Genomic DNA, 15,475 nt, shown 5'->3' with positions numbered 1-15,475 from the left:
GAGTCCGTGCCCAGCGCCCTGCCGATCGCCGATCCCGCCCCCGCGGACGGCCTGATCGTCCCCTCGGCGGACGCGGGAGGCGTCCCGTTCGGCGTCTACGTGCACGTGCCGTTCTGCCGTGTCCGCTGCGGGTACTGCGACTTCAACACCTACACCGCGTCGGAGCTGCGGGGCGTCCGGCGCGACGACTACGCGGGTCACGCGGTCCAGGAGATCCGGTTCGCGGCGTCCGTCCTCGACCGGTCGGGCGTCCCGCGTCGGCCGGTGTCCACGGTGTTCTTCGGCGGTGGGACCCCGACGATGCTGCCGGCGGACGACCTCGTGATGATCCTCCGCGCGATCGACGACACCTGGGGGATCCTCCCGGGTGCCGAGGTCACGACCGAGGCGAACCCGGACTCGGTCGACGCGGAGTCCCTGGCGACGCTGCGCCGCGGCGGGTTCTCGCGCGTGAGCTTCGGCATGCAGTCCGCGGTGCCCCACGTGCTCACCACGCTCGACCGGACGCACGACCCGGAGCGGGTCCCGCTCGTGGTGGACGCGGCGCGGGCGGAGGGGCTCGACGTCAGCCTCGACCTCATCTACTCGACGCCGGGGGAGTCACTCGACGACTGGCGCCGTTCGCTCGACGCGGCGATCGCGTACGGGCCGGACCACCTGTCGGCCTACGCGCTCATCGTCGAGGACGGCACGGCCATGGGGCGCGCCGTCGCGAAGGGGCTCCTGCCGGCGCCGGACGACGACCTGGCCGCCGACATGTACGAGGAGGCCGACGCACGTCTCGGCGCCGCCGGGTACAGCTGGTACGAGGTCTCGAACTGGGCCCGCGGTGCCGAGCACGCGAGCCGCCACAACCTGTCCTACTGGAAGGGCCACGACTGGTGGGGCGTGGGTCCGGGGGCGCACTCGGCCGTCGCCGGCACCCGATGGTGGAACGTCAAGCACCCGGCCGCGTACGCCGCGCGCGTGCTCGGGGGCGAATCACCGGCGGCCGGCCGCGAGACGCTCGACGACGAGACCCGGTACGTCGAGCGCGTCCTGCTCGCTGCGCGCGTGCGCGGCGAGCTGGCCACCGCGGAGCTCCGTCCCGAGGCGCGTGGGCGCGTCGCCGGGCTCATCGCGCGCGGACTCGTCGACGGCCGCGCCGCGCTGTCCGGGAGGCTCGACCTCACGCTGCGCGGGCGCCTGCTGGCCGACGCCGTGGTGCGGGAGCTGTTGGACTGACGGACCGCCGGGGGAGCGGCGGGCTGCTGGCGGGCCTCCCGGCCGTGTCCGCCGGCAGGTGACCGACGGTGGTCGTCAGGCGCGGATGAACTCGATGCTGAGCGGGTAGCGGTAGAACTGCCCGGCGTTGGCGCGCACGGCCGCGATGACGCCGAACACGACCTGGATCACGGCGACGGCGAACAGGATGAGGACGCCGATGCCGAGCCACGACGTGATGACGCCGACCGCGTACGCGATCGCCATCGTGATGTGGAAGTTCAACGCGACCCGCGTGTGCTCGCGGACGAACGGTCCCCGGTCGCGCAGCACGAGGTACCCGACCAGCGGGACGACGAACTGGAAGAAGATCCCGCCGACGTGCACGAGGGTCGCCCAGAGGCGCTGGTCCTCGGGGCGCATCGGCTGCGGCGGCTGGTAGTGCCCCCACTGCTGTCCCCACTGCGGGTCCGGCTGCTGTCCGTAGGGCGGCGTCGTGCTCATGCCGGAAGCGTAACGGCTCGCTGTGACCGGTTCGAGGCCCGGTCGGTCGGAGGTTCGGCGTAGGATCAGCAGTCGGACCCGGAGAGTGCCAGCTCTGTGGCACGGCGGACGGTGCGACCACCGCCGGACCCTCCGGGCGCACATCGCGCACGAGTGGCAGGAGGGAGGGCGCGTCATGGTGTCGGAACGCAGTCTCGAGGTGCTCAAGGCCATCGTGCGCGACTACGTCGCGTCCCGCGAGCCCGTCGGGTCCCGCTCCATCGTCGAGCGGCACGCGTTCGGGGTGTCGTCGGCGACGATCCGGAACGACATGGCCGCCCTCGAGGAAGAACAGCTCATCGTCGCCCCGCACACGTCGTCGGGGCGGGTGCCCACCGACAAGGGCTACCGCGTGTTCGTCAACCACCTGACCGAGGCCCGCCCGCTGTCGAGCGCCCAGCGGCACGCGATCGAGACCTTCCTCGGGCGGTCGAACGACCTCGACGAGGTCCTCGGTCGCACGGTGCGTCTGCTCAGCCAGCTCACGAACCAGGTCGCGCTCGTGCAGTACCCCTCGATGATCCGCGCCCGGGTACGGCACGTCGAACTCGTCCGGCTCAGCGAGACCCGGTTCATGAGCGTGCTCATCACGGACACCGCACGCGTCGAGCAGCGCATCCTCGAGACCGATCTCCGCGTCGAGGACGACGCCCTCACCGAACTCCGCGCCGTGCTCGGCTCCGCGGCCGTCGGGCTGCTGCTGCAGGACGTCCCCCGGGTGCTGCTCGGCATCCCCGAACGCGTGCGCCCCGAGCTGCAGGGACTCGCCGCCGTCGTGGTCGCGGCACTCGTCGAGCAGGTCCGCGCGAACCGCCAGGACCGGCTCGTCATGGCGGGCGCGGCGAACCTCGCGAAGAGCGAGGACGACTTCGCCGGCGGTCTGTTCCCCGTGCTCGAGGCGATCGAGGAACAGGTGACCCTGCTCCGGCTCTTCGGCGAGATGCAGCTCGACGCGGTCGCCGTCGCCGCGAGCATCGGCGAGGAGAACGCCGCGTACCTCGGCACCGCCGGGGGACTCGACGCGACGAGCATCGTGGCCGGTGGGTACACCGCGGCCGGGGGCGAGGTCGCCCGGCTCGGCGTGCTCGGCCCGACCCGCATGGACTACGGCACGAACATGGCCGCCGTCCGGGCGGTGGCCAGGTACCTCTCGGGGCTCCTGGCCGACAATTGACCATCCGTCCGGACCGCCGGTCGTCCCGGATCGGGACCACCGTGCGGCGGACGCCGACCACTCCGACAGACTGAGGTGCTGTGGCAGACCACTACGAGGTCCTCGGCGTCGCACGCGACGCCGCCGACGCGGACATCAAGAAGGCGTACCGACGCCTGGCCCGGGAACTCCACCCGGACGTCAACCCGAGCCCGGAGGCGGCAGAGCGGTTCAAGGACATCACCCACGCCTACGACGTCCTCAGTGACCCGGAGCAGCGGCGCCGCTACGACGCCGGTCCGCAGGACGGCACCTTCGGCGGCGGAGCCGGTGGCTTCGGCGACATCTTCGACGCCTTCTTCGGTGGTGGCGGTGGCGGATTCGGTGCGCGCGGCACAGGGCCACGGTCGCGCGCCGAGCGCGGCCAGGACGCCCTGCTGCGTGTCGAGGTCGACCTCGAGGAGGTCGTGTTCGGCACGCACAAGGACATCGAGGTCGACACGGCCGTGCTGTGCGAGACCTGCGGCGGCTCGTGCAGCGCGCCCGGGACCCACCCGGTGACCTGCGACATCTGCGGGGGCACCGGGCACGTGCAACGGACCGTCCGGTCGCTCCTCGGCAACGTGGTCACGAGCGCGCCCTGCGGCACCTGCCGCGGGTACGGGACCGTGATCCCGAACCCGTGCCCGACCTGCCAGGGCCAGGGCCGCGTGCGCGCCCGCCGGACGCTCCCCGTCGACATCCCCGCGGGCGTCGACTCCGGTCTGCGGCTGCAGATGCCCGGTCAGGGCGAGGTCGGGCCGGCGGGCGGACCTTCGGGCGACCTGTACCTCGAGGTCAAGGTGCGGCACCACGACGTGTACAGCCGCGACGGTGACGACCTCCTCGCGACACTCGAGGTGCAGATGACCGACGCGATCCTCGGCACGACGACGACCATCGACGGGCTCGACGGCCCGGTCGAGCTCGAGATCCGGCCGGGGGTGCAGAGCGCCGACGTCCTGACGATCAAGGACCGCGGGGTGACGCGACTGCGCGGTGGGGGTCGGGGCGACCTGCGCGTCGGCGTCCAGGTCGTCACGCCGACGAAGCTCTCGCACAAGGAACGCGGTCTCGTCGAACAACTCGCCAAGTCCCGGAAGGCGCCGGCGCCGCAGCTCGCCCGGTTCCAGCAGGGGCTCTTCGGCAAGCTCCGTGACCGCTTCTTCACCTTCTGATCCGTGGCGTCCCTGTACCTGGTCGACGACCTCGCCGGCGTCCGTCCCGGCGACGTCGTGTCGCTCGACGGTGCCGAGGGTCGGCACGCCGTCACGGTCGCGCGGATCCGCCAGGGCGAGGCGCTGCGGATCGGGGACGGTCGGGGCACCGTCGTCAGCGGCGCGGTGGCGGAGGTCGGCCGCGACGCGCTGACGCTCGCGGTCCGGTCCGTGGACGTCGAACCTGAGGGCTCGCCACGGCTCGTGCTCGTCCAGGCACTCGCGAAGGGCGGCCGTGACGAGATGGCGGTCCAGGCGGCGACCGAGATCGGCGTCGACGGCGTGGTGCCCTGGTCGGCCGCACGGAGCGTGTCCCGCTGGGAGGGTCCGAAGACCGAGAAGGGCCGTGCCCGCTGGGGCGCGATCGTCCGCGAGGCCGCGAAACAGTCGCTCCGGGCCCGGGTCCCCGACGTCGGACCGCTCGTCACGACCGCGACCCTGGCCGACGGGGCGGGCCTCCCGCCCTCGACGACGGTCCTCGTGCTCGATCCGCTCGCGGAGCAGCCGCTCAGTTCGGTGGCCGTTCCCGAGGGCGCGGGGGCGATCGCACTCGTCGTCGGTCCCGAGGGCGGCATCGCGGACACCGAGTTCGACCGCCTCACCGACGCGGGCGCCACGCGGGTCCGGCTCGGTGCGTCGGTCCTCCGCACGAGCACCGCGGGGCCCGCGGCGCTCGCCGTGCTCCAGGCGCGGCTCGGCCGCTGGTGACGGCTGTCACCGTCGGGGCGCCCGGCGCAGCGCAAGCCCAGCGCGAACAGCTCGGAACGGTGTCGCCAGCACGCCCTACGATGGAGCGATGAGCACCTCGCCGAGCGTCTTCTCGCGGATCGTCGCGCGCGAGATCCCCGCCACCGTCGTCGCCGAGGACGACCGCCTCATCGCGATCGAGGACATCGCTCCGAAGGCGCCCGTCCACGTGCTCGTCGTCCCGAAGACCGAGCAGTACGCCACCGTGGCGGAGCTCGCGGCCGGCGACCCGTCGCTGCTCGCGGACCTCGTCGCGATGGCCCAGCGCGTCGCCGACGAGCGTGCGGGGGGCCAGTTCCGTCTCGTGTTCAACTCCGGTGCGTCCGCCGGACAGACCGTGTTCCACGTCCACGCCCACGTCCTCGCGGGCGACCTCCAGGAAGGCACCCTTGCCGGTTAGCAGCACCGCACACCCCGCATCCTCGTCCGACGAGCCCGAGGTCACCGTCGACCTCGCCGTGGACGGCATCGCCATGGTGCAACTCCTCGGGCCGCAGGACCGCCTGCTCCGGACGGTCGAGCGGCAGTACCCGACCGTCCGCGTGCTGGTCCGCGGCAACGAGGTCAGCCTCACCGGTCCGGAGCGCGACGTCGCACACGCCCGTGTCCTCGTCGACGAGCTCATCACCATGGTGCGTCGCGGCCAGGACATCGGACAGGCGGACGTCGCCACCTCCGCCCGCGTCATCGAGGACGACCGCCGGCCGACCGACCTGTTCGGCACCCCCATCGTGCAGAGCCGCGGCAAGTCCGTCCGGCCCAAGACGGACGGCCAGCGCGCCTACGTCGACGCGATCGACGAGAACACGATCACGTTCGGCATCGGACCGGCCGGCACGGGCAAGACCTACCTCGCCATGGCGAAGGCCGTGCGGGCGCTGCAGCGACGTGAGGTCAACCGGATCATCCTGACCCGCCCGGCGGTGGAGGCCGGCGAGAAGCTCGGGTTCCTGCCCGGCACGCTCACCGACAAGATCGACCCGTACCTCCGGCCGCTGTACGACGCCCTCAACGAGATGATGGACCCCGAGCTGGTCCCGAAGCTCCTGGCGTCCGGCACGGTCGAGGTCGCACCGCTCGCGTACATGCGTGGTCGCACGCTCAACGACTCGTTCGTGGTCCTCGACGAGGCGCAGAACACGACGCCCGAGCAGATGAAGATGTTCCTCACCCGGCTCGGCTTCGGCTCGAAGATGGTCGTCACCGGCGACATCACGCAGGTCGACCTGCCCGCGCAGGTGAGCGGTCTGCGGCTCGTGACCCAGATCCTCGACCAGGTCGACGACATCCACTTCGCGCGCCTGACGAGTGACGACGTCGTCCGTCACACGCTCGTCGGCCGCATCGTGGACGCCTACTCGCGCTACGACGAGGAGCGCCTCGCCGAGCAGGCGGGCGACCGACCGGGCGGTCGTGGCACTGCGTACCGGGGCAACCCCGACGGGACGAACCGCTCGGAGCGCCGTGGGCGACCGCCGCAGGACCGCCAGCAGAGCCCGTACCCGACCAGCGCCCGAGGAGGCAGCCGGTGAGCATCGAGCTGAACAACGAGTCCGGCGTCGAGGTCGACGAGGACGCCGTCCAACGTCTCGCGGCCTTCGCGCTCGATGCCATGCATGTCCACGCCGACGCCGAGCTCGCGATCGTGCTCGTGGACGAGGGCGCGATGGAACAGCTGCACGTCCAGTGGATGGACGAGCCCGGCCCGACCGACGTCCTGAGCTTCCCGATGGACGAACTCCGGCCGGGCACCGAGGACGACCCGACACCTCCCGGACTCCTCGGCGACATCGTGTTGTGTCCCCAGGTCGCGGCGGAGCAGGCGCGGACGGCCGGTCACTCGACGCTCGACGAACTCCTCCTCCTCACCTGCCACGGTGTGCTGCACCTGCTCGGCTTCGACCACGCCGAGCCGGACGAGAAGGCCGAGATGTTCGGGTTGCAGGGCGAGATCCTCAGCGCCTTCGCGGCGCAGCGTCGAGGCCGGTGACCCCGGTGCTCCTGGTCGCCGTGCTGCTCGCGGTGGCGGCCGCACTGGTCGTGCTCGGCGGTCTGCTCGCCGCCTCGGACGCCGCGTTGTCGGTGATGTCCCGAGCGGACCTCGACGAGATCGCCGAGCACAGCCGGTACCGCCGGGCCGTCGAGGCCATCTCGGACGACCCGGGAGCGCACCTCAACGCCCTCAACTTCTTCCGCGTCCTCGCCGAGACGGCGGCGGCCGTGCTCGTCACGGTCGCGCTCGTGCGCGTCTTCGCGGTCTGGTGGGTCGCGCTGCTCGTCTCGGCGGCGGTCATGACGGCCGTCTCCTTCGTCCTCGTGGGGTCGAGTCCGCGGAGCGTCGGCCGTGCCCACGCCGGCCAGCTCATCGCGTGGACGGGCGGCCTCGTGCACGCGGTCCGCATCGTGCTCGGGCCGCTCGCGACCGTCCTCGTCGCGATCGGGGACCGCGTGACCCCGGGGCGGAGCGGAGGGTCGAGCGTCGCGACGGAGGAGCAGCTGCTCAGCATCGTCGACGAGGCGGCCGAGAGCAACGTGCTCGAGGCGGACGACCGCGAGCTCATCCACTCGGTGTTCGAGTTCAGCGACACGCTCGTCCGCGAGGTCATGGTCCCGCGCACGGACATGACGACCGTCGACGTCGACGACACCCTCGCCACCGTGATGGAGCGGTCGCTGCGGTCGGGGGTGTCCCGCATGCCGGTCATCGGCCGTGACAGCGACGACGTCCTCGGGGTCGTCCACCTGCGCGACGTCGCCCGCGCCCTGTACGAGCGCGCGGGATCCGCCACCGCTGACGTCACGACCGTGTTGCGTCCCGCCGAGTTCGTGCCGGAGTCGAAACCGGCGGACGAGACCCTGCGGTTCATGCAGGCGGTGAAGAACCACCTGCTCCTCGTGGTGGACGAGTACGGCGGCGTCGCGGGACTCGTCACCATGGAGGACCTCATCGAGGAACTCGTGGGAGACATCTCGGACGAGTACGACCGCACCGTCGTGGACCGCACCGAGATCCGCCCGGGCGTCTGGCGCATCTCGGCACGGCTTCCGGTCGACGAGCTCGGCGACCTCTTCGGGATGGAGCTCGACGACGACGACGTCGACACGGCGGGTGGCCTGCTCGTCAAGGAGCTCGGCCAGCTGGCCACCGCGGGGGACACCGTCACGGTGTCCGGCGTCGAGCTCACCGCGGAGCGGGTGGAAGGCCGACGTCGCGACCTGGTCACCCTGCTCGTCGAGCGGGCACCGACGCCGGACGACGCCCCGGCACTCGACGACGAACCGACCCCCACGACGACGGGACACCACACCGCATGACCACCACCGGATCCACCAGCGATGCCGCCGGGACCCCCTTCCGGGCCGGGTTCGTCTCGTTCGTCGGCCGCCCGAACGTGGGCAAGTCGACCCTGACGAACGCCCTCGTCGGCGAGAAGGTCGCCATCACCTCCTCGAAGCCCCAGACCACCCGACGCGCGATCCGCGGCGTCGTGCACCGGCCCGACGGGCAGGTCGTCATCGTCGACACGCCCGGGGTCCACCGGCCCCGGACGCTGCTCGGGGAGCGCCTCAACGACCTCGTGCAGGCGACCCTCGGTGACGTCGACGTCATCGGGTTCTGCGTGCCCGCGAACGAGCCGATCGGTCCCGGCGACCGGTTCATCAACGCGCAGCTCGACGCCCACCCGCGCGCGCGCACGATCGCGATCGTCACGAAGACCGACCGCGCCTCACGTGAGCAGGTGGCGGCGCAACTGCTCGCGGTGTCCGAACTGCGCGACTGGGACGCGATCGTGCCGACGTCGGGGATCCGCGGCACCCAGCTCGACGAACTCCTGGACGAGGTCGTGCGGCTGCTGCCGGAGTCGCCCGCGCTCTACGACGCCGAGACCGTGACCGAGGAGACCGCGAGCGACCGCGTCGCCGAGCTCGTCCGCGAGGCCGCGCTCGAGGGCGTCCGCGACGAACTGCCGCACTCCCTCGCGGTGGTGATCGACGACATGGTCGAGCGGGACGACGAGGACGACGACACGCTCGACGTGTACGTGAACCTCTTCGTCGAGCGGGACAGCCAGAAGGCGATCGTCATCGGGCGCGGGGGTGAACGCCTGCGGGACGTCGGCTCCCGGGCGCGCGCGGAGATCGAGCGGCTCCTCGGGCGACACGTCTACTTGAACATCCGGGTGAAGGTCGCCAAGGAGTGGCAGCGCGACCCCAAGCAGCTCGGTCGTCTCGGGTTCTGATCGCCAGTCCGGCGTCATCCGATCGGATGACGCCGGAGCGCCTCGCGGGGGACTTCCCGGACGGCGGGTGCGTGGCGCCGGTCAGCGGCCGTAGCGTTGTCGGCGTGTTCCGGACCATGCTGCGCAGCCAGATGGCGTTCGACGTCGTGCTGGCGCTCGTCGCGGCGGTCGTCGCGGTCCTGGGCGGCGACCGGTGGTCGGGTCTGACCTGGCTGCTCGGCGGGTTGTTCGGACTCGCCCTGGCGCTCCGACGACTCGCGCCCGGGCGTGGGCTCGCCATCGCGTGGGTGGGCGCACTCGTCCAGATGTACGTCAGCGCGAACGTCGCCGTCGCCGACCTCATGATCCCCGGTGTGCTCTACGGGACGGCCCTCTACGGCTCACCCCGGGTGCGTCGGTTCGGCCTCACGTCGGCGCTGGTGGGGTCCGTGGTCGGCGCGCTGTACCTGACGGTCAAGGAGTACCTCCAGCGATACGACCTCGTCGGCTCGCTCATCGAGCACCCCACGCAGCTCGTGCGCGAGGCGGCGCAGGGCACGGGCTACTTCGTCGTCATCGTGGCGTTGCTCGTCCTGCCGTGGCTCGCGGGCGCGGTGGCCCGCGCCCGCGGCGTGGCGCGCGTCAGTCTCGAGGCCCAACTCCTCGCCGAGCGCGACGCGGCCCGTTCGGACCGAGCCGTGGCGGTCGAGCAGGAACGGGTGCGCATCGCCCGCGAGATGCACGACATCGTGGCGCACTCGCTCGCGGTCGTGATCGCGCAGGCCGACGGCGCCCGCTACGCGATGCGGTCCTCCCCGGAGAGCGCGGACGCCGCGCTGGCGACGATCGGCGCGACCGCCCGCCGTGCCCTCGGCGACGTCCGTGAGCTCCTCGGCGCACTGCGGCACGACGAGGCGCCGGGTCCGACGCCGGCCCTCGACGACATCGAGCAGCTCGTGCGGGACATGCGGCAGGTCGGCCTGGACGTCCAGGTCGAGCGCGCGGGCGAACCCGAGCACCTGCCCACCACATCGCAGCTCGCCGTCTACCGCGTCGTGCAAGAGGGCCTGACGAACGCGTTGAAGCACGGCGACCGGAGCGGACCCGTCCGACTCGCGCTGCGGTACGCTCCCGACCACGTCGAGGTCGCCGTGGCGAACCGGCTCCCGCCCGAGGGCCACGGCGGCCAGGGCGTCGGGCACGGTCTGGTCGGGATGCGGGAGCGCGCGGCGCTGTCCGGCGGGACGATGTCCGCGGGGCCGACCAACGGTGAGTTCCGGGTGGCCGTCCGGCTGCCCACCGCCGGGAGCACCGGGGCCGTCCCGCTGCCCCGACATGGCCGAGAGGAAGGCGCACGATGACCGCACCGATCCGGGTCGCTCTGGTCGACGACCAGGCGCTGTTCCGCACGGGCATCACGATGCTCGTCGAGTCGCAACCCGACCTGCTGTTCGTCGGTGAGGCGGGCGACGGCGCCGCCGGGGTCGAGCTCGTCCGACGGACGCGGCCCGACGTCGTGCTCATGGACGTCCGGATGCCGGTCATGGACGGCATCACGGCGACCGCCCGCATCGTCGAGGCGCGTGCCGAGGGTGCCGGCCCGCAGGTGCTCGTGCTCACGACCTTCGACTTCGACGAGGCGGCGGCGCGGGCGATCCGTGCCGGTGCGAGCGGCTTCGTGCTCAAGGACGCCGACCCGGAGTTCCTGCTCGCGGCGATCCGGACCGTGCACGCAGGAACGACGGTGTTCGCGGCGGCGGCCACGCGCGACCTGTTGCGCCGGTTCCAGGAACGGTCCGCCCCGCCGGCCCCTCCGGCTGCCTTCGCCGACCTGACCCCGCGGGAACGCGAGGTCTTCGACCTCGCCGCGCGTGGGTTGAGCAACGCGGAGATCGCCCGGCACGAGTTCGTCAGCGAGGCGACCGTGAAGACCCACGTCTCCCGTGTCCTCGGGAAGCTCGGGCTCCGCGACCGCGTGCGCCTCGTCGTGTTCGCGCACGAGCACGGCCTGGTCCCTCGAGACCCGTCGGATCAGCCGCGAGGATGACGGGCGCGCGCCGCGGGACGGACGCGCGCCGGGCCTCCCGGCCGCCAGGCTCGGAGGCATGAACGAACCGATCATCCGTCTGGAACACGTCCGGAAGCAGTACGGCAGCGACGGCCGCGCGGTGGTCGCGCTCGACGACGTCAGCGTCACGATCGCCGCTGGTGCGTTCACGGCGGTGATGGGTCCCTCGGGCTCCGGCAAGTCGACGCTGATGCACGTCGCCGCGGGCCTCGACTCGGTCTCGAGTGGCCGGGTCGTGGTGGACGGCACCGACCTCACGACCCTCGACGACCGCGGACTCACCGACCTGCGCCGACGCCGCCTCGGGTTCGTGTTCCAGTCCTTCAACCTCGTCCCCACGCTCGACGTCCTCGAGAACATCGAGCTGCCGTTCCTGCTCGGAGGCCGCCGTCCGACCGCCGAGGAGCGGGACTTCATCGACCACCTCGTCGGTCGCCTCGGCCTGGCGGATCGACTCGACCACCGACCCCACGAGCTGTCGGGCGGCCAGCAGCAGCGCGTGGCGATCGCGCGCGCGCTCGCCACCCGTCCCGCCGTCGTCGTCGCGGACGAGCCGACCGGAGCCCTCGATTCCCGCACCGGGAGGGACGTCCTCGCGATCCTCCGCGGTGCCGTCGGCGAGTGGGGACAGAGCGTCGTCATGGTGACGCACGACGCCGTCGCGGCCGCCAACGCGGACCGCATCCTGTTCCTCGCCGACGGACGGGTGGTCGGGGACCGGCCGTCCATGACGCCGGCGGAGATCTCGACGACGATGCTCGGGATGGAGGCCGCGGCATGAGCTCGACCAGCGGTACGGACGCGGCCATCGCGTCCCGGACGCCACGGCCGCTCCGACGCGCGACCCGACGGCCGACGGCTCGAGGACTCGACACGCTGCGCGCCTTCCGCCCGACGCTGCTCGTCGCGGCGCTCGCCTCGATGTTCGGGACGGTGCTCGTCATCACGCCCGGTGTGGTCGCCGACGCACTGCGCGCCATCGGGCTCGAGGACGTCGGCTCGGTCCAGGCGGTGCTGTCGGTGGTCGGGTGGGTGTTCCTCGCGGTCGCCGTCTACGTCGGCTCGATCGTCACCGCGAACACCTGCAGCACGATCATCGCCGGGCAGACGCGGGTCCTCGCCCTGCAGCGGCTCGTCGGGGCGACCGGGGCGGCCCTCCGGCGTGGCATCGGTCGGTCGGGGGTCCTGGTCGGCGTGGTGGGCGCGCTCCTCGGCGGTGTCCTGGGCGTGGGGGCCGCCGCCGTCGTCGTCGCGATGCTGCGTGCCCGACACTTCCTGCCGGACACCGCGTACGACCTCGTGCCCGCGGGCATCGTGCTCCCGGTCGGCGCGGTGGTCGTCGCGACCTGGGCGGCGTTCCGGGCGGGGAGCCGGCGCGTGCTCGCCGTGACGCCCCTGCAGGCGCTGTCGAACACGGTCGAACCCACCGCCGCCGACCTCCGCGCCGGTCGTGGTCGCCGCGCGGTCGCGATCACGCTGCTCGTCGTGGGCGCGGCGTCCATGCTCCTCGCCGTCGCGCTCGGCGGCGTCACCGTGCTCGCCGTGCTGCCGGGCACATTCGGCGCGTTCGTCTCGTTCTCGGGCGTCGTCGTCGGTGCACCGCTCGTCATGCCGCCGGTCCTCGCGTTGGCCGGACGGATCGGATCCCGTGACCCGGTCGTGCTGCTCGCGGGGCGGAACGCGCTCCGCGCCCCGGGACGCACCGCACGCGCGGTGATCGGACTCGTGATCGGCGTGACGCTGCTCGTCACGTTCGCGGTCGCGCTCGGGATCCTCCAGCACGTCTCGGCGCTCTCGGTGCGGGAACTCGGTGGCGGCTCCGCGGCGTCCGCGGCGACCATCCGCTCCGAGGACCACTTCTTCGCCCAGCTCAACGCGGTCGTCAGCGCACTCGTCGGGTTCTCCGGCGTCCTCGCCGCGGTGGGTGTCGTCAACGCCCTGGCGCTCGGGGTCGTGCAGCGGCGCCGCGAGCTCGGCCTCCTCCGCGTGCTCGGCCTGACCGCGTCACAGGTCCGGCGCATGATCGTGACCGAGGCCGTCCAGATGGTCGCTGCCGCCGTCGTCACCGGACTGGTGCTCGGCGTCGTCTACGGCTGGCTGGCGGCGCGGACGCTGCTCGGAACGCTGCACTTCCCGCTGACGCCCGTCCTGCCACCGGTGACCGTGGCGGTGGTGGTGGGCGGCGCGCTCCTCCTCGCCGTCGTGGCGACCGTCGCTCCGGTGCGTCGGGCGATGCGGGTGACACCGCGTGAGGCCCTCGCGGTCGATTGAGGGGTGGGGCCTCCCGGTCGCGGCCACCTGGGCGTCATCGCCCACGGTGGCCGCTGCGGTGCTACCGTGGGTGCCGATGCACGCTGCACTCCTCCTCCTTCGCCGCCGCGACGAGGCCTGACCACCGGCCCCCCTCGTCGCGGAGTCCGTCGTCGGCCGACACGAGACCAGCAACGAAGCGAGTGACCACCATGCAGAACACGCAGCGCCCCTCCGGGATGCCGATCCACAAGTACGTCCCCTTCTCCGAGCAGATCACGGTCGACCTGCCGGACCGCACCTGGCCGACGAAGCAGATCACCGAGGCACCCCGCTGGTGCGCGGTCGACCTGCGTGACGGCAACCAGGCCCTCATCGACCCGATGGACGCCGACCGCAAGCGGGCGATGTTCGACCTGCTCGTGCGCATGGGCTACAAGGAGATCGAGGTCGGGTTCCCCAGCGCCTCGCAGACCGACTTCGACTTCGTCCGCAGTCTGATCGACGAAGGCGCGATCCCGGACGACGTGACGATCCAGGTCCTGACGCAGGCCCGCGAGCATCTCATCGCCCGCACGTACGAGGCGATCGACGGGGCGAAGCAGGCCATCGTCCACCTGTACAACTCGACGAGCGTCGTGCAGCGTGACGTCGTCTTCCGGACCGACGTCCAGGGTGTCGTCGACATCGCGCTCGAGGGCGCCCGGATGTGCAAGGCGGCCGAGGCCACGCTCCGTCACGGCACCACGGTGTACTACGAGTACTCGCCGGAGTCGTACACGGGCACCGAGCTCGAGGTCGCGCTGCGCATCTGCAACGAGGTGCTCGAGGTCCTCGAGCCGACACCGGAGCGCAAGGTCGTCATCAACCTGCCCGCCACCGTCGAGATGGCGACGCCGAACGTCTACGCCGACTCGATCGAGTGGATGTCGCGGCACCTGAACCACCGGCAGAACGTGATCCTGTCGCTCCACCCGCACAACGACCGCGGCACCGCCGTCGCCGCGGCCGAGCTCGGGTACATGGCCGGTGCCGACCGGATCGAGGGCTGCCTGTTCGGCAACGGGGAGCGGACGGGCAACGTGGACCTCGTCGCGCTCGGCATGAACCTGTTCACGCAGGGCATCGACCCGATGATCGACTTCTCGGACATCGACCAGGTCAAGCGCACGGTCGAGTACTGCAACCAGCTGCCCGTGCCCGAGCGACAGCCCTGGGCGGGCGACCTCGTGTACACCGCGTTCAGCGGGTCGCACCAGGACGCCATCAAGAAGGGGCTCGAGGCCATGGCGGCCCGGGCCGAGGCAGCGGGCAGCAGCGTCGACGACATGGTCTGGGCGGTGCCGTACCTGCCCGTCGACCCGAAGGACATCGGCCGGAGCTACGAAGCGGTCATCCGCGTGAACTCCCAGTCCGGCAAGGGTGGTGTCGCGTACCTGCTCAAGCAGGACCACGCCCTGGACCTGCCGCGCAGGCTGCAGATCGAGTTCTCCGGCGTGGTGCAGCGGCGGACCGATGCCGAGGGCGGCGAGTTCACGTCCGAGGCGATCTGGGAGCTGTTCAGCGACGAGTACCTGCCGGCGCCCGCCGAGGACGACAAGTGGGGCCGCTACGAGCTCACGAAGACGGCGACGTCGAGCGACTTCGGTGGGACGACGCAGCTCACCGTGACGATGCGCGTCGACGACGGCGGGGTGGACGCCCAGGCGGTCGGGACCGGCCCGATCGACGCGTTCATCCGGATCCTCGCCGACCAGGGCGTCGCGGTGACGCTGTACGACTACGTCGAGCACACCATGAGCGCCTCCGGTGACGCCAAGGCCGCCGCGTACGTCGAGCTCGACGTCGATGGCTCCCGCCTGTGGGGCGTCGGCATCGACGCCGACATCGCGACCGCCTCGCTCAAGGCGATCGTGTCGGCCGTCAACCGCGCGGTGCGCGCCGGTGCCGTCGCCGGGGAGGCCGTGCTCGCGTCCGCCTGACGCCCTGCGTCGGCGCCGTCGGAGGCCCTGCGCCAGCGCGCGGTCGGAGGCCC

The 15,475-nt window shown here is 72.2% G+C and carries 15 protein-coding genes; 14 read left to right on the top strand and 1 reads right to left on the bottom strand.

What is annotated here, in order from left to right:
- The first annotated feature begins 6 nt into the window (after positions 1-6).
- Positions 7-1,224, top strand: coding sequence for a radical SAM family heme chaperone HemW (gene hemW / locus DEI86_RS01365; protein ID WP_181439668.1), 1,218 nt, complete (start codon positions 7-9; stop codon positions 1,222-1,224).
- A 75-nt stretch (positions 1,225-1,299) separates the two neighbouring features.
- Here the strand turns inward: hemW and DEI86_RS01360 are convergent, their stop codons facing one another.
- Positions 1,300-1,707: a DUF4870 domain-containing protein gene (locus tag DEI86_RS01360; RefSeq protein ID WP_111048613.1), complete on the bottom strand. Its 408-nt coding sequence runs from the start codon at positions 1,705-1,707 to the stop codon at positions 1,300-1,302.
- Between the two features lie 175 nt (positions 1,708-1,882).
- Here DEI86_RS01360 and hrcA point away from each other — a divergent pair, with 175 nt between their 5' ends.
- From hrcA to leuA, 13 genes are all read left to right on the top strand, one after another.
- Positions 1,883-2,920, top strand: a complete 1,038-nt coding sequence (gene hrcA, locus DEI86_RS01355) for a heat-inducible transcriptional repressor HrcA (RefSeq protein WP_111008670.1) — start codon at positions 1,883-1,885, stop codon at positions 2,918-2,920.
- 80 nt (positions 2,921-3,000) lie between these two features.
- The gene (gene dnaJ / locus DEI86_RS01350) at positions 3,001-4,116 is read left to right on the top strand and encodes a molecular chaperone DnaJ (protein WP_111048612.1); all 1,116 of its coding nucleotides are present in this window, start codon (positions 3,001-3,003) and stop codon (positions 4,114-4,116) included.
- Positions 4,117-4,119: 3 nt separating this feature from the next.
- Complete coding sequence (locus DEI86_RS01345) at positions 4,120-4,863, top strand: 16S rRNA (uracil(1498)-N(3))-methyltransferase (protein WP_111008672.1); 744 nt, start codon at positions 4,120-4,122, stop codon at positions 4,861-4,863.
- Positions 4,864-4,951: 88 nt separating this feature from the next.
- A complete protein-coding gene (locus DEI86_RS01340) occupies positions 4,952-5,302 on the top strand; it encodes a histidine triad nucleotide-binding protein (RefSeq protein ID WP_111008673.1) in 351 nt (116 codons plus the stop codon).
- Positions 5,292-6,434, top strand: coding sequence for a PhoH family protein (locus DEI86_RS01335; RefSeq protein ID WP_111048611.1), 1,143 nt, complete (start codon positions 5,292-5,294; stop codon positions 6,432-6,434). Before DEI86_RS01340 ends, DEI86_RS01335 begins: the two co-directional genes overlap by 11 nt.
- Positions 6,431-6,892: an rRNA maturation RNase YbeY gene (gene ybeY, locus DEI86_RS01330; protein WP_111008674.1), complete on the top strand. Its 462-nt coding sequence runs from the start codon at positions 6,431-6,433 to the stop codon at positions 6,890-6,892. Before DEI86_RS01335 ends, ybeY begins: the two co-directional genes overlap by 4 nt.
- Positions 6,889-8,217, top strand: coding sequence for a hemolysin family protein (locus tag DEI86_RS01325; RefSeq protein WP_258368410.1), 1,329 nt, complete (start codon positions 6,889-6,891; stop codon positions 8,215-8,217). The genes ybeY and DEI86_RS01325 overlap by 4 nt, the downstream gene beginning before the upstream one ends.
- Positions 8,214-9,143 (top strand): GTPase Era, encoded by a 930-nt coding sequence (gene era, locus DEI86_RS01320; RefSeq protein WP_111008675.1) that lies wholly within the window; start codon positions 8,214-8,216, stop codon positions 9,141-9,143. The genes DEI86_RS01325 and era overlap by 4 nt, the downstream gene beginning before the upstream one ends.
- Before the next feature lie 104 nt (positions 9,144-9,247).
- The gene (locus DEI86_RS01315; RefSeq protein ID WP_181439667.1) at positions 9,248-10,483 is read left to right on the top strand and encodes a sensor histidine kinase; all 1,236 of its coding nucleotides are present in this window, start codon (positions 9,248-9,250) and stop codon (positions 10,481-10,483) included.
- Positions 10,480-11,169 carry a response regulator transcription factor gene (locus DEI86_RS01310; RefSeq protein WP_111048609.1) on the top strand — a complete coding sequence of 230 codons (690 nt, stop codon included), beginning with the start codon at positions 10,480-10,482 and terminating at the stop codon, positions 11,167-11,169. The genes DEI86_RS01315 and DEI86_RS01310 overlap by 4 nt, the downstream gene beginning before the upstream one ends.
- 58 nt (positions 11,170-11,227) lie before the next feature.
- Complete coding sequence (locus DEI86_RS01305) at positions 11,228-11,971, top strand: ABC transporter ATP-binding protein (RefSeq protein WP_111008677.1); 744 nt, start codon at positions 11,228-11,230, stop codon at positions 11,969-11,971.
- On the top strand, positions 11,968-13,461 hold the full coding sequence (locus DEI86_RS01300) for an ABC transporter permease (protein WP_111048608.1): 1,494 nt from the start codon (positions 11,968-11,970) through the stop codon (positions 13,459-13,461). Before DEI86_RS01305 ends, DEI86_RS01300 begins: the two co-directional genes overlap by 4 nt.
- Before the next feature lie 191 nt (positions 13,462-13,652).
- A complete protein-coding gene (leuA, locus tag DEI86_RS01295) occupies positions 13,653-15,422 on the top strand; it encodes a 2-isopropylmalate synthase (protein ID WP_111048730.1) in 1,770 nt (589 codons plus the stop codon).
- Positions 15,423-15,475 lie beyond the last annotated feature (53 nt).

Source organism: Curtobacterium sp. MCBD17_028 (genome assembly GCF_003234875.1).
Lineage (GTDB): Bacteria > Actinomycetota > Actinomycetes > Actinomycetales > Microbacteriaceae > Curtobacterium.
This window is presented reverse-complemented; position numbering and strand designations above follow the sequence as displayed.